The 20,960-nt window shown below is 42.6% G+C and carries 18 protein-coding genes and 1 tRNA gene; 10 read left to right on the forward strand and 9 right to left on the reverse strand.

The features are described 5' to 3' along the window. Positions 1-55: 55 nt before the first annotated feature. Positions 56-1,048, reverse strand: a complete 993-nt coding sequence (locus LI164_RS12805) for a beta-ketoacyl-ACP synthase III (protein WP_005339505.1) — start codon at positions 1,046-1,048, stop codon at positions 56-58. Between the two features lie 211 nt (positions 1,049-1,259). Between LI164_RS12805 and LI164_RS12810 the strand changes: the two genes are divergently transcribed. The 8 genes from LI164_RS12810 to LI164_RS12845 all read left to right on the forward strand — a co-directional run bounded on the left by LI164_RS12810 (position 1,260) and on the right by LI164_RS12845 (position 8,721). Next, positions 1,260-2,378, forward strand: coding sequence for a DUF4317 domain-containing protein (locus LI164_RS12810; RefSeq protein WP_040015493.1), 1,119 nt, complete (start codon positions 1,260-1,262; stop codon positions 2,376-2,378). A 289-nt stretch (positions 2,379-2,667) separates the two neighbouring features. After that, positions 2,668-3,891: an NRAMP family divalent metal transporter gene (locus tag LI164_RS12815; RefSeq protein ID WP_227087246.1), complete on the forward strand. Its 1,224-nt coding sequence runs from the start codon at positions 2,668-2,670 to the stop codon at positions 3,889-3,891. Positions 3,892-3,904: 13 nt separating this feature from the next. Beyond that, positions 3,905-4,633, forward strand: coding sequence for a 5-oxoprolinase subunit PxpB (gene pxpB, locus LI164_RS12820; RefSeq protein ID WP_005339501.1), 729 nt, complete (start codon positions 3,905-3,907; stop codon positions 4,631-4,633). A 1-nt stretch (position 4,634) separates the two neighbouring features. Further along, a complete protein-coding gene (locus tag LI164_RS12825) occupies positions 4,635-5,639 on the forward strand; it encodes a biotin-dependent carboxyltransferase family protein (RefSeq protein WP_005333165.1) in 1,005 nt (334 codons plus the stop codon). Positions 5,640-5,657: 18 nt separating this feature from the next. Continuing rightward, complete coding sequence (gene accB, locus LI164_RS12830; protein ID WP_022278885.1) at positions 5,658-6,119, forward strand: acetyl-CoA carboxylase biotin carboxyl carrier protein; 462 nt, start codon at positions 5,658-5,660, stop codon at positions 6,117-6,119. An 11-nt stretch (positions 6,120-6,130) separates the two neighbouring features. Continuing rightward, positions 6,131-7,477 carry an acetyl-CoA carboxylase biotin carboxylase subunit gene (gene accC, locus LI164_RS12835; protein WP_005339496.1) on the forward strand — a complete coding sequence of 449 codons (1,347 nt, stop codon included), beginning with the start codon at positions 6,131-6,133 and terminating at the stop codon, positions 7,475-7,477. Between the two features lie 293 nt (positions 7,478-7,770). Continuing rightward, the gene (locus tag LI164_RS12840) at positions 7,771-8,541 is read left to right on the forward strand and encodes a LamB/YcsF family protein (protein WP_005333160.1); all 771 of its coding nucleotides are present in this window, start codon (positions 7,771-7,773) and stop codon (positions 8,539-8,541) included. Positions 8,542-8,638: 97 nt separating this feature from the next. Then, a tRNA-Leu gene (locus tag LI164_RS12845) sits at positions 8,639-8,721 on the forward strand. 156 nt (positions 8,722-8,877) lie between these two features. On the opposite strand, the gene LI164_RS12850 is transcribed toward LI164_RS12845, so the two are convergent. Then, positions 8,878-9,804 (reverse strand): SufD family Fe-S cluster assembly protein, encoded by a 927-nt coding sequence (locus LI164_RS12850; protein ID WP_005339494.1) that lies wholly within the window; start codon positions 9,802-9,804, stop codon positions 8,878-8,880. A 17-nt stretch (positions 9,805-9,821) separates the two neighbouring features. Then, positions 9,822-10,547, reverse strand: coding sequence for an ABC transporter ATP-binding protein (locus tag LI164_RS12855; protein ID WP_005339492.1), 726 nt, complete (start codon positions 10,545-10,547; stop codon positions 9,822-9,824). A gap of 353 nt (positions 10,548-10,900) precedes the next feature. On the opposite strand from LI164_RS12855, the gene LI164_RS12860 reads away from it, so the two are divergent. Beyond that, positions 10,901-12,676 carry a bifunctional diguanylate cyclase/phosphodiesterase gene (locus tag LI164_RS12860; RefSeq protein ID WP_005333150.1) on the forward strand — a complete coding sequence of 592 codons (1,776 nt, stop codon included), beginning with the start codon at positions 10,901-10,903 and terminating at the stop codon, positions 12,674-12,676. Here LI164_RS12860 and LI164_RS12865 read toward each other — a convergent pair. Genes LI164_RS12865 through LI164_RS12875 form a run of 3 tightly spaced genes read right to left on the reverse strand, consistent with a single transcriptional unit; the run spans position 12,639 to position 15,337 of the window. After that, a complete protein-coding gene (locus LI164_RS12865) occupies positions 12,639-13,247 on the reverse strand; it encodes a nucleotidyltransferase family protein (RefSeq protein ID WP_005333149.1) in 609 nt (202 codons plus the stop codon). The genes LI164_RS12860 and LI164_RS12865 overlap by 38 nt on opposite strands. A gap of 18 nt (positions 13,248-13,265) precedes the next feature. Continuing rightward, complete coding sequence (locus tag LI164_RS12870) at positions 13,266-13,910, reverse strand: TrkA family potassium uptake protein (protein WP_227087247.1); 645 nt, start codon at positions 13,908-13,910, stop codon at positions 13,266-13,268. A 41-nt stretch (positions 13,911-13,951) separates the two neighbouring features. Then, positions 13,952-15,337, reverse strand: coding sequence for a TrkH family potassium uptake protein (locus tag LI164_RS12875; protein WP_005333147.1), 1,386 nt, complete (start codon positions 15,335-15,337; stop codon positions 13,952-13,954). 185 nt (positions 15,338-15,522) lie between these two features. On the opposite strand from LI164_RS12875, the gene LI164_RS12880 reads away from it, so the two are divergent. Then, complete coding sequence (locus LI164_RS12880; RefSeq protein WP_005333146.1) at positions 15,523-16,566, forward strand: aldose epimerase family protein; 1,044 nt, start codon at positions 15,523-15,525, stop codon at positions 16,564-16,566. An 83-nt stretch (positions 16,567-16,649) separates the two neighbouring features. Here LI164_RS12880 and LI164_RS12885 read toward each other — a convergent pair whose 3' ends face one another. The 3 genes from LI164_RS12885 to LI164_RS12895 form a co-directional block, all read right to left on the reverse strand. Then, the gene (locus LI164_RS12885; RefSeq protein WP_005333145.1) at positions 16,650-17,588 is read right to left on the reverse strand and encodes an SGNH/GDSL hydrolase family protein; all 939 of its coding nucleotides are present in this window, start codon (positions 17,586-17,588) and stop codon (positions 16,650-16,652) included. Positions 17,589-17,599: 11 nt separating this feature from the next. Further along, positions 17,600-19,165 carry an MBOAT family protein gene (locus LI164_RS12890; RefSeq protein ID WP_005333144.1) on the reverse strand — a complete coding sequence of 522 codons (1,566 nt, stop codon included), beginning with the start codon at positions 19,163-19,165 and terminating at the stop codon, positions 17,600-17,602. Between the two features lie 72 nt (positions 19,166-19,237). Beyond that, positions 19,238-20,950: a [FeFe] hydrogenase, group A gene (locus LI164_RS12895; RefSeq protein WP_040015491.1), complete on the reverse strand. Its 1,713-nt coding sequence runs from the start codon at positions 20,948-20,950 to the stop codon at positions 19,238-19,240. Between the last annotated feature and the right edge of the window lie 10 nt (positions 20,951-20,960).

Here is a 20,960-nt window from a genome sequence, read left to right on the forward strand (position 1 = left end):
AGAAAACAAAATAATTTTTTTCTCATTTAACTATTGACATTTATTAGCTGGACTTTTACCATTCAATAATTGTTGCGCCCCAGGTCAGGCCTGCCCCGAATCCTGCCAGCACGATTTTCTGTCCTCGTTTTAATCTTCCGTCTCTGTTCATTTCATCTAACAGAATCGGAATACTTGCGGAAGATGTATTTCCATACTCTTCCATGTTCATTGGGAATTTTTCGACCGGCTCACCCATGCGTTTTGCTACGGCTTCCAGAATTCTCCGGTTCGCCTGATGTAAAATGTACCAATCGATTTCTTCTGGTTTTACTTCATTTTTTTCCAGCACTTCCTGAATGACTTCCGGTACCTGCTTAATCGCAAACCGAAATACTCCCTGACCGTCCATCTGCATGAGATAGTCTTCACTGTTCAAATGTTTCCCGCCAATCTCATCATTTTTCTGAAGAGGAAGTCCATTCTCCTCTCGCTTACTGTGACACAAAAGCGCCTCTCCTCGAGTCCCGTCAGAATGTGCCGCCGGAATATAACTGGCTCTTTCATCTTTTTTTATTACTGCTGCACCGGCGCCGTCTCCGAAAAGAATACACGTCCCACGGTCCTTCCAGTTCGTCAGCCTGGACAGCGATTCACTTCCTACGATCAGAACTGTCTGATAAATCCCACTTTCTATGTATGCCAATGCTGTATTGTATGCCAGCACAAACCCGGTACATGCTCCATTCAAATCAAAACAGACTGCTTTGTCTGCACCAATGGCCTTTTGCACTTCGCATGCGCCACATGGAATAATGACATCCGAAGAAATCGTGGACATCAGAATCAGATCCAGTTCTTCTGGTAAAACTCCTGCATTATCAAGAGCTCGTTTTGCAGCTTCATTCGCCATGGACACGGTCGTCTCTTTCACTGCAATATGGCGTCTCGCAATTCCGGTCCGTTCTCTGATCCATGAATCACTTGTCTCTACAAGCTCTGCAACCCCATCATTATCCATAACATAATCCGGGACACAGGAGCCTGTTCCACAAAATCTTGCACTCATATCTTTCCTTTCTGAAGTTTTTCTTTGAACTTCAATTTATTTGAGTTTCAATTATTTTGACTTTCAAAGTATACATAACAAAAAAAGCTTTGTCAAGAACATTTTTCTTAAATCCGACTTTTCTCCTCTTCCAAAACCCATTGATTTTCCCCCGAAAACTCTCTATACTATCTTTTATGGTAACTATATCGTAAGGGAGTGTATCTGATTTATGAATAAAAAAGAAGTTTTGGAGATCCGCAAGCAGTTTACCCCGGAAAACTGCACAATTACCCGTATCTGCGGCTGTTATGTGGATCATGAAAAAGAGAAAAAAATGGAGATGAAAAAAGCTTTTCTTTCCATGCCGGAGGAAGAAGCTTTCAAGTATTTTGACATTTTCAAGCATACATTATCCGGAACTGTTGGCAAGAACCTGATGACTATGGAATTCCCGCTGGACCAGGAGCTGGAAGGCGGCGCGCAGGAGCTCCTTTTAAGGCTGCGCGATACGAAACTTACTGATGATCTGCTTTTGGAAGAATTCTACGACAAGGTTATTGAGAACTACGAATTCGCGGAAAACTACTATATTATATTGATTCATGCTGCATACGATGTGCCAGGGAAATCTTCCGATAATATGGAAATGTTTGACGCTTCCGATACCGTATATGAACATATCATGTGCAGTATCTGCCCGGTAAAATTGACGAAAGCCGGACTTACATATAACGCCGAAAAGAACAATATTGAAGACCGTATCCGTGACTGGTTCGTGGAGATGCCTGCGACCGGTTTTCTCTTCCCGGCTTTCCAGGATCGTGCAAGTGACGTTCATCACGTCCTGTACTACTCCAAGAAACCAGAAGATCTCCAACCTGACTTTATTGCAAATGTACTTGGCAATATTACACCGCTTACTGCAAAGGATCAAAAGACAACGTTTCAGTCTCTTGTCAGTGATACACTCGGTGAGGATTGTGACTATGACACCGTCCGCAATATCCACGACAATCTGAATGAACTTATGGAAGAAGCCAAGGAATCTCCTGACCCACTGGAGCTGTCCCGTCCAGACGTGAAACACCTGTTAGAGCGAAGTGGAGTTCCGGAAGAAAAAATGGAACATTTCGATAAGAATTTTGAGGAAGCTGTTGGTGAGAAAAATACTCTCCTTGCTTCCAACATTGCCAGTGTCAAAACTTTCCAGATTGAGACACCTGATATTGTAGTAAAAGTTAATCCGGAAAGATCCGACCTCGTAGAGACCCGTGAAATCGATGGAAGACGTTGTCTTGTCATCGCGATTGACGACCATCTTGAGGTAAATGGCATCGAAGTCCGTTAAAATGTAGTTAAAAACAGAAAGTTTTTCTAAACTTTCTGTTTTTTATTTGCGTATTCCCCCGAGTTTCTGTATAATTGTATACTATATAGATACCAGTGTCATAAATCTATTTTCATTTTGTGCTTGCACAAAAATGAAAGTTAGATTTCATGACATGCCCAGATATGAGCCTAGAAGCGTGGCGTAAGCTGCGCGATATGCGAATATCTGATAGAATTGCGAGAGTGTACAGCACGCAGCAATTCGTATGGTATCAAAAAATTAGAATTTATCGAAAGGAAGAGTAGTTATGGAGAAAAACACAAACAAAAAAAGTGCCAGTGCTCTCATTGGCGCAGCATTTCTTATGGCAACCTCTGCAATTGGTCCTGGATTCCTTACACAGACAGGACAGTTCACAGGAAACCTCAAAGGAAGCTTTGGCTTCGTAATCTTAGTATCAGTTATTTTAGCAGCAATCGTTCAGCTTAACGTATGGAGAGTCTTATGCGTATCCGGTATGCGTGGCCAGGATGTTGCTAACAAAGTTCTGCCAGGTCTTGGATATGTGATCGCCTTCCTCGTTGTAGCCGGCGGACTTGTATTCAACATTGGTAACGTTGGCGGCGGTGCCCTCGGATTCAACAGCTTGCTTGGCATCCCGACTACATATGGCTGCTTCCTCGCAGGAGCAATCGCAATCTGTGTATTCCTTTACAAAAATGCATTAGATGCAATGGACACACTGACAAAAATTCTTGGTGGTATCATGATCGTCGTTATTTTTGTTGTCATCCTGATTGTAAAACCACCAGTAGGAATGGCTGTAACGGAAACATTTGTACCAACTGCTCCTATGGACAGTATCTTCCCTGCAATTCTGACACTTCTTGGCGGAACTGTTGGCGGATACATCACATTTGCCGGTGCACATCGTCTGATCGATGCCGGTATTACAAAAGAAGAGAATTTAAAAGAGATCAACAAGAGTTCTGTTATGGGAATCGGAATTGCAACGATCGTCCGTATCTTGCTGTTCCTTGCAATCTTAGGCGTTGTTGTTGAGACTGCAACTTCCCCGGCTACAACTCTTGATGCAAGCAACCCGGCTGCCGACGCATTTTTACAGGGTGCAGGTCAGATCGGATACCGTTTCTTCGGACTGGTACTTTTGTGTGCGGCTGTTACATCTATCATCGGATGCGCCTACACATCTGTATCTTTCCTGAAAACTTTCAGCAAGACAATTGCCAACAATGAAAAATGGTTCATCGTTGGATTTATCGCTCTTAGCACCGTTGTTATGGCTCTCATCGGACAGCCTGCAACTCTGCTCGTATTAGCAGGTGCCCTCAACGGACTGATCCTTCCTATTACATTGGGAGTATGTCTGATCGCATCTCAGAAGAAGTCTATCATGGGCGAGAACTACAAACACCCGATCGTGCTTCTGATCCTTGGAATTATTGTAGTTGTAATCTCTGCATACCTTGGAATCACTTCCCTTGGAAAGCTGAGCGCACTGTTCGGATAAGGAGATGTTTTTTATGGAAGAAATTAAAATCCACACAGCCGGTGACTCTTCTGTCCTGATTGAATTCGGACAGGAGATCTCCCCGGAGATCAATGCAAAAATTACGGCCTTCGTCCATTTGATGAAGGCCCAGCATGTTGAAGGAGTCAAAGATATGATTCCTGCATTTACAAGTCTTCTGATCAACTACGATCCAAGAGTTGTAAATTACGGCGCATTAAAAGAGCGTCTGGAAAAGCTGTTAAAACTTGAGGTCAGCCAGGAAACTGCTCCATCACGGATCTTTGATATTCCGGTCTGCTACGGTGGCGAATATGGACCTGACCTGGAAAATATCGCAATGCATGCCAATCTTTCTACTCAGGAAGTAATTGATATCCACAGCAGTGAAGACTATCTGATCTACATGCTCGGATTCCTTCCTGGATTTTCTTATCTTGGGGGACTGGACGAACGGATCCACACACCAAGACTTGCAAATCCGCGTATTAAGATTCCGGCAGGAAGCGTCGGCATCGGCGGTTCCCAGACGGGAATCTATCCGCTCGACTCCCCTGGAGGCTGGCAGCTTCTGGGGCTGACTCCGGTAAAGACTTACGATCCAAACCGCGAGATTCCAATCCTTTTCGAAGCCGGTGATTATATTCATTTTGTACCGGTCACAGAAAAAGATTTTCTTGAGATTAAAGAACAGGTGAATCAGGGAACTTACGAGTGTGTGATTCGCCAGAAAGGAGTGTAATATGGGAATTCGCATTTTAAAAGGCGGAATGCTTACAACTGTACAGGACAGTGGGCGCCCGGGCTATCAGAGCCAGGGGTTCGGCGTATCTGGTGTTATGGACCGCCGCTCCTTCAAAATTGCCAATCTTCTTCTGGATAATCCGGAAAATGAAGCAGTTCTCGAATTCACTCTTCTTGGACCAACACTGGAATTTACTTCCGAGACGATCATCGCTATCACGGGAGGTGATTTTCAGCCACAGGTCAACGGAAAGCCTGTGAAAATGTATACGGCGCTCTATATGCACCGTGGAGATATTCTCTCATTTCGTGGCTGCCGTACCGGAAGCCGCGGCTACATCGCATTTTCCAGTTATCTGGAAATCCCGGTCGTTATGGGAAGCCGCTCTACCAACATCAAATGTGGACTTGGAGGATTTAAGGGACGCCGCCTCTTAGACGGTGACTATATCAGCTTCCGTGCCAAAAGAAGATACTTGCCTTATTTCCTGTCTAGAAGCCTGGATCTCAACGAGTTTGATCAGGACAACATTACACTGCGCGTGATTATGGGACCACAGGACGATGCATTTACCGCGGCAGGAAAAGAGACATTTCTATCTTCCGAATATGTTGTAACGAGTGAGTTCGACCGCATGGGCTGCCGTCTGGAAGGACCATTTATTGCATCAAAGTCAACAACAGACATTATCTCTGATGGAATCGCATTCGGTTCTGTTCAGGTACCTAGCCATGGAAAACCAATCATTCTGCTGGCGGACAGACAGACTACCGGCGGATATGCGAAGATTGCTACAGTCATCTCTGTAGATATTCCAAAACTGGTTCAGAGAAAGACAGATCATAAAGTGAAGTTCCAGGCAGTTACTGTAGAAGAAGCCCAGGAACTCCTTGCACTTGAAGCAAAAGAAATGAACGAATTCAGACATCAGATCTACCAGCCTTGTAAAGAGGTTCTGGACTGCCGTCTGGTCGCAAAACGAATCAGCAAATTATTCCAGTAAAAAGAAAGGAAGGACATCATGAATTTAGATAAAATTGAAAAGCTTGTAAAAATTATCGAAGAGTCTTCCCTGCAGGAATTTTCCATTCAGGAAGGCGATATTAAAATAAAAATGAGTAAACGCGCAGGCGAAAGCGTTGCCGTCCCATTTGCACCAGGTATGGGAATGCCGGTTGCAGGAACTGCTGCACCGGAAGCTGCTACTGCAGATGAGACTTCTGGAGCAGTGGAAGAAGAAACATACATTACTTCCCCGATCGTCGGAACATTTTACTCCGCACCTTCACCGGAAGCTAAAGCTTTCGTAAAAGTCGGTGACCGCGTAAAAGCCGGCGAGACTGTATGTATTCTGGAAGCTATGAAACTGATGAATGAGATTGAAAGTGATTTTGACTGCGAGATCGAGGCCGTTCTTGTCAGCAACGAACAGAGAGTTGAATATGGTCAGCCACTCTTTAAAGTAAAGAAGCTTGACGACTAAGGAGGAGTTCCATGTTTCATAAAATATTGATTGCAAACCGCGGAGAGATTGCTGTTCGTATTATCCGCGCCTGCCGTAATATGGGTATCCGCAGCGTAGCAGTCTATTCCAAAGAAGATAAAGACAGTCTTCACGTACAGCTCGCCGACCAGCGTATCTGTATCGGTGAAGGCCCTGCCAGAAACAATTACCTGAATATGCAGCAAATTGTCACTGCTGCCCTGAACATCGGAGCCGATGCGATCCACCCTGGATTTGGTTTTCTCTCTGAGAATTCAGACTTTGTACGTCTGTGCGAAGAACACGGCATTGCATTTATCGGACCAAGTGCAGATGTTATCGACAGCATGGGAAATAAATCTCACGCCAGAAAGACAATGATGGAGGCCGGAGTTCCGGTCGTTCCAGGTACGAAAGATCCAGTCTATGACGTAGAGACCGGCGAAAAGCTTGCAGACGAAATCGGTTATCCGGTTATGATCAAAGCCTCCTCCGGCGGAGGTGGAAAAGGCATGCGTGTCTCCCGCTCTAAGGATGATTTTGAATTCAATTTCAACATGGCTCAAAGAGAGTCTGCCAACGCATTTGGCGATGACACCATGTACATTGAAAAATATATTGAAAACCCACGCCATGTAGAGATCCAGATCATGGCTGACACTCATGGAAATGTAGTGGCTCTCGGCGAACGTGACTGTTCTGTACAGCGCAACCACCAGAAGTTGATTGAAGAATCTCCTTCTCCGGCTATCACTGCCAATACCCGCGCTTCCATGAACCACGATGCCGTTCTTGCCGCAAAAGCTGTTGGTTACACAAATGCCGGAACGATCGAGTTCATTCTTGACCAAAGCGGAACTTACTACTTCATGGAAATGAATACCCGTATTCAAGTCGAGCACGGTGTCACAGAAATGGTTACAGGCACAGACCTGATTATTGAACAGATCCGTGTTGCCATGGGCGAGCCGCTTAGCTTCACTCAGGAAGAGGTCACACCACGCGGACATGCCATTGAGTGCCGTATCAACGCTGAAATTCCGGAGAAAAACTTTATGCCAAGTCCTGGTGTGGTAAAACATTTGCACCTTCCTTCTGGAAATGGTGTGCGGGTTGATACCGGTCTTTACACTGGCTACCGCATTCCTTCCGAGTATGACTCCATGATTGCGAAAGTTATCGTTCATGCACCGGACAGAGATGCTGCAATCCAGAAAATGCGGTCTGCGCTGGACGAGATGGTGATCCTGGGCGTTGAGACAAATCTGGACTTCCAGTACCGAATCATGAAAAATCCTGAATTCTGTGAAGGAAATGCAGATACCGGATTTATTGAGCGGTTGTTAAAAATTGATTAATTATCTTGCTGAAATAATTTTCGAACAATAACACTAAGAGCAGAAGCATTACCCCAGCCTCCGTTATGCAAAACATTCCGATGAGACTTATGCTTCTTGCTCTTTTTTTCGTGTTGAAAATCCATGTTTTACATATCTCATATGCAATTTTTATGTTATTATATATGTAATTAGTCAATGTTTGATGCCAGGGTCAAAAGGGCTTTCATCCACATGCGCTTTCTCTTAAGTGGATGAAAGTCCTTGACCCCACCCCAACATCATTTTATAAAAGAAGGGCAGGTTATGTTATTATGTACAAAGTTGATTTAAATAGTGATTTAGGTGAGAGTTTTGGCCGTTATACGATTGGAAATGATGACAAGATTATTCCACTGATTTCTTCTGCGAATATTGCATGTGGTTTTCATGCATCTGATCCGGTTGTGATGACAACTGCGATTGAGCAAACGAAGGAGGCCGGGATTCAGATTGGTGCGCATCCGGGATTTCCGGATCTGATGGGATTTGGCCGTAGAAATCTGGCCGTTTCTCCGGCAGAAGCAAAAGCGTATACTCTGTATCAGATCAGCGCTCTTGGAGGTATGTGCAAAGCCCATAATATGCGCCTGCAGCACGTAAAACCACATGGAGCCCTCTATAATATGGCTGCAAAAGATTATGAGCTTTCTAAAGCTATCTGTGAAGCTATTAAGTCCTATGATCCAGAAATCATCGTAATGGGACTCTCTGGAAGTGAAATGATCCGTGCAGCAAAAGATCTGGGGCTTAAAGCAGCTAGCGAAGTATTTGCAGACCGCGCTTATGAAGAAGACGGAACACTTGTGAACCGCCGCAAAGAAGGTGCAGTCATCAAAGACGAGAACGAAGCAATTGCCCGCGTGATCCGCATGGTAAAAGAGCAGAAAGTTACAACAATCACCGGAAAAGATATTTCCATTCAGGCTGATTCCGTATGCGTTCACGGTGATGGCGAAAAAGCTCTTCTTTTCGTTGAGAAAATCCGAAAAGCTATGGCAGAAGAAGGTATTACGATCAGCCCATTAAAAGACATTTGTAATTAACTTTCCTTCCACCGAAAGAACAACAACAACTTTTTCAAAAAAAATCAAAAAAATGTTTGCATTTTCCATCAACCTATGATATCATATCTTTTGTCGAGCGGAGATGGCGGAATGGCAGACGCGCTAGATTCAGGTTCTAGTGGGAGCAATCCTGTGAGGGTTCAAGTCCCTTTCTCCGCATTGGACATAAGATGCGAAACACCGTAAACTCAAGGGTTTATGGTGTTTTTCTTTGCTCAAAAATAGAAAAACAGCAAAAAAAGGACACCCCTAATCAACGATGAGGACGTAGCACTTTAACAAAGTACTACGTCCCCAGCTATTTTTTAACATTTTTTAGTTCAGGAAGTTTTCGATTATGACTCCTTCTGCTTCTTCTTCTGTCATTCCCAGTGTACGGAGTTTTACAAGTTGCTCGTCGTTAATCCTTCCGATAGCCGCCTCATGGATAATTGCTGCATCTACATGTTTTGCGTTAATCTCCGGAATAGAGCTGACTTCAGCGTGATCCATGATAATAGAGTCGCATTGTACATGAGCATGGCAGAGATTTTTACCGACCGCTCTTGGATGAAATATCTGCCTGGAGCTGCCTTTTGCAACGGATCTGGATACGATCTGTGCAGAGCTTCCTTCACCATTCATTTCTACCATCATATTGGAAGTTGCTTCCTGGTTTCCATGTGTCATCAGCTTCTCTATAACGTACAGTTTTGAGTTTGCTTCCAGATATACATTATTCTCACGTACAGTGGAATCTACACCTTTTATCTGTGCGGTATCAAGTGTAAATACGGAATTCTCGCCAAGATAAACTTCTGTGACCGGGTTGAGGACTCTTGTTCCTGTTCCTTCGCCTTCTCCGTAATGTTTCTCCACATAACGTACGTTGCAGTTTTTTTCTACGTGAAATGTGTGGATTCCATCATGGCGGCTTTCATTGCAACCGCTGTTGTGAATTCCACAGCCTGCAACAATCGTTACATTTGCTCCTTCTTCTATATAAAAATCATTATAAACCACATCGGTCATTCCTGTGGCATCTACAACGACCGGAATATGTACTTCTTCTCCATCTGTCTTACCATCGATATAAATGTCGATGCCCGGCTTATCCTGCTTTTTCTTAATTTTGATATGCTCGCTGTCACCGTGGCAGAGGGCAATTCCATTGTGTCGTAAATTAAATGCACCTGACTGTTTAAATCCACTTGCATCGATCTGTTCCAGTACTTTTTTTGTAATTTCATCTAACGTCATCATATTGCTTTCCTCCCTCCTTATCTGCATGTCAGACAGCTATAAGAATCTGCTGTCTTTCCTAATAGTTGTGGAAGGATCTCGTCAGTTGCTCCAATGGACGCGATCTTACCGTCTTCGATGACCATGATCCGGTCTGCCATCTGAATGATTCTCTCCTGATGTGAAATGAGAACCAGACTTTCCTTCTTTTCTTTGTGGATTTTCTCGAACTGTTCGATCAGCATGGAAAAACTCCAAAGGTCTATTCCTGCCTCCGGCTCATCAAAAATACATAATTTGTGCGATTTTGCAAGTACGGTTGCAATCTCCAGACGTTTCATTTCACCGCCTGATAGTGTGCCGTCCACTTCTCTTTCAATGTACTCATTTGCGCAAAGACCGACCGTACTTAAAAGCTTACAACACTCTTCTCTTTTTAATTCTTTACCTGCTGAGAGTGACAACAGCTTCATAACAGTCATTCCTTTAAATCTCGGTGGCTGCTGAAATGCATAACCGATTCCTGCATCTGCTCTGTGATTGATATCATAATTGCTGATATCCTCTCCATCTAAAATAATCTGCCCGGCGCTTGCTTTTTCAATTCCCATTAAAACTTTCGCAAGTGTGGACTTTCCTCCACCATTTGGTCCGGTAATGACAAGCATCTCGCCATCCGCAACATCGAAACTGATGTTTTCAACAATGCTTCTCTCTACTCCATTCTCCTGAACCTGGAATGTAAGATTCTTTACCTCCAGCATAACATAATCTCCCTTCTGACCCATATCAGATTTCAAAATGTCCTGGCAAAAGCCCCAGACACCTTTCTATTATAAATCATGTGAAAAATGTTGTCACCTTTTATTCCAAGTGATTTAGTATATTTTACATTTTTTTCTTCCTGATACTCCATGCCTCCAGCCGCGTCACCTCTATTTTATTTCCTGCCTCTAATCGCGTCACCTCTATTTATCAAATTCAGAATGTGGAAAATTTTTCCATAAGAATTTTCCCCTTTCTTTTTCCTCTCCATGTTGAACTCATATTTGACGAATGTTATAATAGTAATTGGCGTAAAATGAATTGATAATTTTGATAACAGGAGGACTTCTTTATGCCTAATTACCCGGACTCAATCCAGGATCTAGAACCGCTTAGCGGTCTATATATAAGAAAAAGATTTTTAAATGAAGTGCGTACTTTTTTGGACCAGAAGCATCCGCAAGGCTGGTGTATTGTAGCCATCGATATTGAGAATTTTAAATTATTCAATGACTGGTACGGGCAGGACAGCGGTGATTATCTGCTTCTGGAAATTGCTGCCTATCTTCGAAACCTTCACCAGGAAGATAACTACATCACCGGACACTTTAGTGCCGATGACTTTTTTATCTGCATGCCAGATGACGGTCACAAACTCCGCCACATTTATGCAACAATTTATCATTACATTGATAAACTGGAACAAGATGATAGTTTCCTTCCATCCATCGGCGTCTATCGGATTGAAGACGAATCTCTGAATGTCAGCACGATGTGCAACAATGCGCAGATTGCGGCTTCCAGTGTTGATGGAAAGATTGGAAACAGAATCTGCTATTTCGAATCCGGCATGGCTAAAAAAATAGAATTAAAGCAGCGTATTCTCCGGGATGCTCGTCATGGACTGGAAAATCACGAATTTATCTTCTATCTTCAGCCCAAATGTAACATGGCGACCGGTGAACTGGTCAGCATGGAGGCGCTTGCCAGATGGCAGAAATCTGACGGAACTTTTGTCTCACCTGAAGAATTTATCCCACTGTTCGAAAGCAGTGGATTTATTACCCGCTTTGACATGTACATCTGGAAATCTGTCTGCAAGACTTTAGCCGCCTGGCAGGATAAAGGCTGCAAACTTGTTCCGATTTCCATCAATGTCTCTATGATAGACATTACGAATATTGACGTGCCTCAATATTTGTCAATGCTTACAGAGCAGTACCACATTTCCCCAGAATATCTGCCTGTGGAAATTACAGAATCTGTCTTTGCAGAGAGCAACACCATTGTAAAAAATACTATTACCCGTTTCCACAAAAAGGGTTTTTACGTGCTCATGGACGATTTTGGCAGTGGATATTCTTCTTTAAATGTGTTAAAAGACGCGAATGTAGATTATCTGAAACTAGATATGAAGTTCATGCAGATTGATGCAAAGAATAAAGGAAAAGGAATTCAGATTCTGAAATCTATCGTAGATATGGCTTACCGGCTTGGTCTTGTAATCATCGCAGAAGGTGTTGAGACAAAGGAACAGTCCGAGATTCTGAAATCCATGAACTGTAACTATGGTCAAGGATTTTATTTTCACAGACCTATGTCGGTAGAAGCTGCTGAGGAACTCATTCAGACGATTCCAATCGAGAACTTCCGGGCCGCCCATGAACAGGTCAGCCGGATTCGTAATGTCTGCGAAGCGCTCCCTGATTCTCCGGAAATGTGGAAGTTAGGTGACAATATTTTCCGGATTCTTCTGGATCATATGCTTCTGCTCTCCAGATTTAATCTGATTACCGGAGGTATGGAAACGATCAAAAGAGATTCGTCTCTTGCAGGTTTTGGAATTGAATATGAAACCGATTATCAGACCTACATGTCCCGCCTACTGGACGAACAGTTAGTCCATCCGGACGATGCAGATGAATTTCGCTCTATCATGACTCTCGACCAGCTTCGTTTGCGTATGTTCCATGAAAAAGGATCTGTCATCTATCGCTTCCGCAGAAAATTCAAAGCCGGATATTTCTGGACATCACTGGAACTTTTCCCGGATACTGAATGTTCCAAAGAAAATCCTTGGGTCGTTATGGTTATTCATGAATCTCCGTCAGTGAATCCAGATCTTTAAGCTCTGACGCTGGCATTTCAAACATCTGGACATCGTCCAGGTGTTTTTTTAATACACATTTTCCCCCCACATCACCTTCAAGTTTTTTTAGTTCCTCGTAATATTTGTATGCAAAAATCACAGGATTCCCCATTCTTCCAGCATTTTCACTAACCAAGATACCTTTCTTTGAGACTTCCCATGTTTCCACCATGTTTTCAAGTGATTCTCTTGTCAGATATGGCTGGTCTGCCACTGCAAACATACAGCCTTCCCTCTTTCGGCTGCCTGTTTTTCCACATTTTTCTTCCAATTCTATGAGCTTTTCCACTCCAAGACGGATAGAGCCGGATATTCCGGCTTCCGGATGTGGATTATTCACGGTTTTCATGTACGGAAAATGTGCTTCTATGTCATAGATGATCTCTTCATACTGCGTCACAATCACTATGGTATCTAAAAGCCCTTTCTGCCACAATGCAGCTACAACTTCCAGTCCGTAGCGGTACATACATTTTCCATTCAACCTATATAACAACTTGTTCGAGCCAAACCGGGTGCTGTTGCCCGCTGCCAGAAAAATCAAATTCATTCGTTTTTCTCCATTCTTCTACTGTATAGCTTCCAGTGCCTGATTTGATCCAATCAAAATCAGAACATTCCCTTCCTTCAGCTGTTCTTTTGGATCTGGATTGACTTCTACTTTGTCTCCCATCTTGATTCCCACAACAATAACGTCATAACTTTTTCTTACATCTAACTCTAAAAGCGTCCTGCCAACCCATTTTTCCGGCACTTCTGTTTCGACCAAGCTATAATCCGGTGAGAGCGCGATCCAGTCCGTAAAGTTTGCAGACATCAGATTCCTTGCCACACGCATTCCCATCTCTTTTTCCGGAAAAATAACAGAATCTGCTCCGATTTTCTCAAGCACTGTTGCATGAAGTTCATTTTTTGCCTTTGCCATAACATATGGAACACCACTTTCCTTGCACACAAGTGTTGCCATGATACTCGCTTCCATATTGTCTGATGCCGCTACTACAACTCCATCCAGATTCCTCGTTCCAAGCGAACGGATAAAATCTGCATCTTCAATGTCTGCTTTCATAGCATAGGACACCTGATTCGCAATTGCCTCCACACGCTCCATATTTGCATCGATTGCAACCACTTCACAACCTAATTTTTGAAGCTCAATGGCAACACTTTCTCCAAAACTACCTAACCCAAATACCGCATACTGCTTCTTCACTGTATCTCCTCCATATCACATTTTCTTTCATTTTTCTTACTTTATCCTACCAGTATATTATTCGTCGGAAGTGTGCGCACCCTGTCTTTTTGATTCTTTTTTCCTGCAAACAAAAGTGCAATTGTCATAGGTCCGACTCTTCCAATATACATTAGTGCAATAATTACCGCCTGACTTTCCCTGCACAGATGGGAAGTCAGGTCTGCAGTCAGACCGACGGTTCCAAGCGCAGAAGCCGTCTCATACATAATGTTCAGAAAGGATAACCTGTCTGCTTCAAATACTGCAATCAATGTTGTTCCAGTTAAGTAACAGATCAGTGCAAGCACGACTGTCACAAATCCCATTCTGACATTTTGTGCGGATATTCTTCTTCCAAAACATTCCGTATCCTGTCCCCCACGGACAAATGCAATGCATGTAAGCATGAGCATTGCTATAGTAGTAGTCTTCACACCTCCTGCCGTTCCTCCAGGTGATCCTCCGATAAACATCAAAAGGATATTCAGAAATCTTGTCTCTTCATGCATACCTGCCTGTGAAAATGTAGAATATCCCGCTGTTCTGGTCGTCACTGACTGAAAGGCAGATGCCATCCATTTCTCTCCAAAACTTAAGTGTCCAATTGTATCCGGATTATGATATTCCAGTAAAAATGTCAGCAATGTTCCCACTGCCAGCAATATCAAGGTTGTTACGATTGCAAGCTTTGAATGCAACCGTAGCCTTGTAAACCACCATTTTCCAGGAATTTCTTTCTTTCGGATTTTTTTAATATTCCCCAGCACATCATACCAGACACTAAATCCAATACCACTTAAGATGATTAGAAGCATTGTCGTAATATTAATGAGTGGATTACAGATATATTTTGCCAGACTGTCTGAACCTAGTATATCAATTCCTGCATTGCAGAACGCAGATACCGAATGAAAGATGCTATACCCAATTCCACGCAGCAATCCATATTCCGGCACGAACTGCACTGCATAGAATAAAGCTCCCACGCCCTCAACCGTAAATGTTCCGATCAGAATTCTTCTGACCATTCCTACAATACCACCAATAGAATCTGCGTTATACGTCTCCTGGATAACCATACGCTCCCTGACAGTAATCTGTCTGCGTAAGAGAAAAAAGAATGCCGTTACACAGGCAATGATTCCAAGTCCGCCAATCTGTATCAATATCAACAAAATTACTTTTCCAAATAATGTGAATTGAGTTTGCGGAATGATTGTGACCAGCCCTGTCACACACACTGCAGATGCCGATGTAAATAACGCATCAAAGAATTCAATCGGCTTCTGGTTGCTGACCGGAAGCCATAAAAGAACTGCTCCGGTCACAATTACAAGCAAAAATCCGGTTACCAGAATCTTCATCGTATTCCAGCGGATATTTTTCTTTCTATTATATCTTTTCATATGTTTTCTTCCTTTGATTTTTCAATAACCACATTATGCTCTTTTTCTTTTCTTTTGTCTACTTTTTTATATATTCTATATAAGTCTATACTTTTTATTTCTTGCGAAACTTCTTTCCAGGTACTATACTAAATTTAGTTTCAGTTTTAGTTTTATATATTTGTTTTCTACGAGGAGATTGGATTATGATTACAACTACTGATTTCGGAACTTTATGTGACGGCAGAACAGTCAGATTATATACATTAAAAAATGACGCCATCGAACTTTCTGTCACAGATTACGGCAGCACTCTCGTACGCCTGCTCGTCCCGGATAAGAATGGCAAGCCAACGGATGTTGTCCTTGGCTATGATGATCTTGCAGGCTATGTGGCCGATGACACCTGCTTTGGAAATAATGTCGGCAGAAGTGCCAATCGTATCGGAGGTGCTTCATTTACACTGAATGGTACAGAATATAAACTGGCTGCCAACGATGGTGAAAATAATCTTCACAGCGGTCCGGACTCTTACTCGAAACGGATCTGGAACGTAGCCGCTAAAACAGACACCTCCATTACATTTTCTCTGGAAAGTCCTCATATGGATCAGGGATTCCCAGGAGCACTGACCATGTCTGTCACCTACGAGATTTCCGGCCAGAACGAAGAGCCTGCTTTCTCGATTACATACGAAGCAGTTCCGGATCAGGATACATTGATCAGCATGACGCACCACAGTTACTACAATCTGAACGGAGAAGGTTCCGGTGATATTCTGAATCATAAGGTTACGCTGGCAGCAGACTTCTATACTCCAACTGATGCTGCTTCTGTTCCAACCGGAGAAATTACTTCTGTCACCGGAACGGTTATGGATTTTCGTGACGGACGTTATCTTGGCACTGATATTGAAGATTCTACGTTACAGACTGCCCGCGGCTACGATCACAACTGGGTAATTGGAACCGGATATGGCGTTCCTCACAAAGTGTTGACCGCAACAGGTGACCAGAGCGGCATCTCCATGGACTTATCGACAGATTATCCTGGAATCCAGCTTTACACTGCCAACTATCTGGAGCATGTTGCCGGAAAGCAAGGGCATGTATACGAAGCAAGAGATGCTGTGTGCTTCGAGCCACAATATTTTCCAGATGCTATTCATCATCCGAATTTTCCAAGCCCCGTGGTAAAAGCCGGTGAAACTTATAAAAAACAAATTATTTATCATTTTTATACAGACTAACTGCAGTAAAATGATAAAAATCCCAAGATGGACAGCTCTTCTATAAGCTCTTCATCTTGGGATTTTTATGAAATTCTAACAACCTAATATCCTGTCTCCGTTGTATACTGCGATGCCATCGTATCCCAGCTCGTAAATTTCTCATCGCCTCTGTGATCCGGCAGCATATAATGCTCCTGCAAATACATGGTCATGTAATCTGTAACTTTATGTGCTCCTGACAGGTTCAAATGATCGCCTTTATCCAGGGTGTCATTTTTCCAGTCGATTCCCAGTTCCTTAAGCTTCTGATTAAAATCAATATAAGGAATTCCATACTTCCCGGCGTATTTTAGCACTGCATTGTATCTCTTGTAATTATGATTCACCGGAGAAGCCGATGTGTAAAGCAAGAGCTGAATTTTGTTTTTCTCACACAGTTTCCGGATTTTATCCAAATACCAGAGATTTATTTGGGGTATTTCTTTTTCCTTTTTCGTCTTCTTCATGTAACTGCCTTTGCTGTATGCTGCCACTCCCGACCGGATTGCAAAGCCTTTGTAAGACTGCCATCCTTCTGGTATCTGGTCATTCACAATATTTTTCCACAAATTATGATATTGTAACACCGGAAAATAATACATAGCTGTATCGCTGATAGAACTGCGCAGACTATCCGGTGTATTCGTATAGCGAAACAACATATTAGTTTCCAATAGTACGACCTGTGGTGACTGATAATCTAAAGCATGCTTTAACATATAATATGATTCCGAAATACGCTGACCAGATTGTCCACATATATAACTTGTAATTCCGGTACTTTTCCACAATTCCATCGGAGATATCGACGTCATGCTCTCGCTGTCCCCAAGTACAAGCATATCTATAGAATCTTTTTGTTCTTTCTGAATACCGACATAGCTGTTATATCTTCCCGGCAGCCCTGCAAGTCTGCCGATATAGATACGTTCTATCCAGTCAGATAACATCACCGTACTGCATATCACTATAAATATAAATATTCCTATCTTTTTCTTCATGCCTATATCCTCTAAAATCCTGCATAAATCAAATCAATCATCTGATAACCTTCTCCATATGCCCCAAAGATCAGAATTGCCATAACAAGACCATAACAAATGACCCATTTTCCAGGAACAAATGCTTTTTCAACCGTGCAGATCCACTGTTTTTGACACATTTTTGTTTCTTTCGGCCAATACTCCTTTATCAGATCTGCGAAAAATACTATCATACAGCCAATTATTATAATTCTGAAATCATTCTGATCCAAACCTAATGTAAGCAAGGTGCCATCCTTAAACGTCTCTGTCTTGAATCCCTGAAAGATACTTTTAAACATATGAAATCCCTGACGGAAGCCATCTCCTCGGAAAAACATTTCACCCGTGAATATGATGATCAGCATCTTCACTGTCTGAAATGCTTTATAGAACATACACTCTGGATTAATATGAAGTACTGCAAGAATTCTGTCTCTTACCGGTTCCAATGCAAGTCCCATAAAAATCAATCCAAAGTAATATAATCCGTAAAAAATGTAATTCCATTTCGGACCATGCCACAGACCATTACTGATCCATACCGGGAAAAGTGCCATTGCTGCAATTCCCATTCTCGCCACATATTTTCCAAAATCCCCTTTGAAATGTTTTCTCGTAAATTTATTCCACTTTCTGGCCGTCTTGGAAATGGATACTGGATAAAAGATATAGTTTTTGAACCAGACACCAAGCGTAATGTGCCATCGTTTCCAGAAATCTGTACATGTCTTTGCAAAAAACGGCTGACTGAAATTCTCCGGCAGGCGAATTCCAAAAAGTCCGGCACTTCCGATGACCATATCCATACAGCCCGAAAATTCCATATACAACTGTATCGTATAAGAAATCGCCGCTACCACGATCACGGCACCACTGTAGCTCTCGTATCCGACATACACCTTGTCGACCAGCACTGCAAGCCTGTCCGCAATAATCATCTTTTTAAACAATCCCCAGATGATCCGATAACAGCCCTTAAAAACATTCTCTGCTTTTACAGATTCATTTTTAAACAACGTATCTTCCACATCTTCCCATCTGCAGATCGGACCTTCTACGATTACCGGGAAGAATCCAAGAAACAATGCGGTTTTCACCAGACTGTACTCTGCCTTTACCTTTCCCCAGTACACATCTGCCATATATCCGATTGCAGATAGTGTATAAAAAGAAATTCCAATTGGCAAAAAGATCAGTTGATCTTGATAGCTCCAGTCTATATGAAGCACCATTGCCAGCTTCGAAACATTTCCAAAGAAAAAATTTCGATACTTCAGACACAAAATCGTTCCCAAAAGCAAAAGAATTCCTAACTGAAATACTCTCTTTTTTCTCTTGTCGCGCTTGTCCATCGTATCCATCCAGATACAGATATGGTGTGTCAGAAATGTTGTCCCGATCAGATAAATAATTAATTTTTCACTAAAGCTCCAGAAAAACAAATAACTAAATATGAGCAATGTATAACTTCTCCATTTTGCCGGAGTGATCTGATAGAAAAGAAGTGCTGCCGGCAAAAAAAGGAGTAAGTATGGTGTTGTGTGATAAGCCATAATAACCCTCTCTTTCACACTCCACTATACACTCCTTTTCTTAAGATTTTCTGTAGTTTTACTGAATTATTCCTATTTATTTTTTTCTTTTTCTGCTTCTGCAAAATTTCTGTGCAGAAGTTCATGTGTTTTACCTTTCAAAAGTCCTTCATACAAAGACTGTACCATCGGATTTTCATCTGATTTCTTAATCTGGGTATTGACATCTGCCTTATACAGTCCCTGCATACGTGCTTCTCTCGTATGTGCACCTGCATCCAGTGGCTGTCCGCCACCCATGACACATCCGCGTCTGCATGCCATAACTTCTACGAAATCATAATGAATCTCTCCGCTCTTAATCTTCTTCAGCAGCTGGTCTGCATTTGCAAGGCCGCTTACGATTGCAGCTTTGATCTCTTTGCCATTATAATCATAGACAATCTCTTTGATTCCATCATCACCGCGCACTCCGCTGGACTTCAATTCTTCCATATCTGCACGCTTGTGTCCCTGTGTAATCTTACGAAGAACAGCTTCTGTGACTCCTCCGGTCACTCCAAAGATCACTCCGGCTCCGGAACCAATTCCAAATGGTACATCTGCAGATTCGATTTCAACCTGGTCAAACATAATTCCTGCCCGCTTAATCATAGAAATCAATTCGGTTGTTGTCAGAACATAATCTATGTCCTGTCTGCCATTCGTTTTCGATTCTGGACGAAGAATTTCTTCTTTCTTTGCCGTACATGGCATAATTGATACAGATACTAATTTTTTACCGGCATTATTTTCCGGATTCTTATAGTATTCTCTTACGACTGCTCCAAACATCTGCTGTGGTGAACGGCAGCTAGACAGATGTGGAACAAATTCCGGATAACGGTTCTCGCAGAATTTCACCCACGCCGGACAGCATGAGGTAAATAACGGAAGATTTTCTCCTGCGTTGAATCTCTCCATAAATTCTTTCGACTCTTCCATAACTGTCAAATCAGCTCCATATGCTGTGTCATAGACCTCATCAAAGCCAAGTCTGTGAAGAACTCCGACCAGTTTTCCCATCACATTCTCACCCTTTGGAATTCCGAATTCCTCACCTGCTGCCACACGTACAGCCGGTGCAATCTGGGCAATTACAATGGTATCTTTATCAGCAAGCGCATCCCAGACAACATCAATATTCGTCTTGATACTGATTGCTCCGGTCGGACAGACAACACGGCACTGTCCACAGTTTACACAGTCTGTCTGGGCAATTGGCTTATTAAATGCAGGAGATACAATTGCTTCTGTTCCACGATAGGCAAAATCAATGGCATTTACTCCCTGTACATTGTCGCACATACGCACACAGTCACCACAGAGAATACATTTATTTGGATCACGTACAATTGCTGGTGAACTGTCATCAATCGGATGTGGCTCTTTTGTATTCTCAAATCGGACATCGTGCACTCCCAGCCTGTGTGCAAGATCCTGGAGATGACATTCCCCACTCTTGATACAGGTTGTACAATCTCTGCAGTGCGATGCTAAAAGCAATTCTATAATCTGCTTTCTGTATTTTATCAGTCTTGGTGTATTCGTATAAATGACCATTCCGTCCTTCGGTTTTTCTGAACAGGAAGCAAACGTCTTTCCCCATTCATTTTCTACAGTACAAAGACGGCATGCACCGTAAATGGATAATTCAGAATGGTAGCATAATGTTGGTATATCTATTCCGGCTTTGCGGATAACGGCCAGAACGTTTGGTTCATCCGTGAATTCCACACGCCGTCCATCAATCATCATTGATCCCATATTCTTTCCT

Origin of the sequence: Dorea sp. 210702-DFI.3.125 (genome assembly GCF_020560945.1) — a bacterium.
Lineage (GTDB): Bacteria > Bacillota > Clostridia > Lachnospirales > Lachnospiraceae > Dorea > Dorea formicigenerans.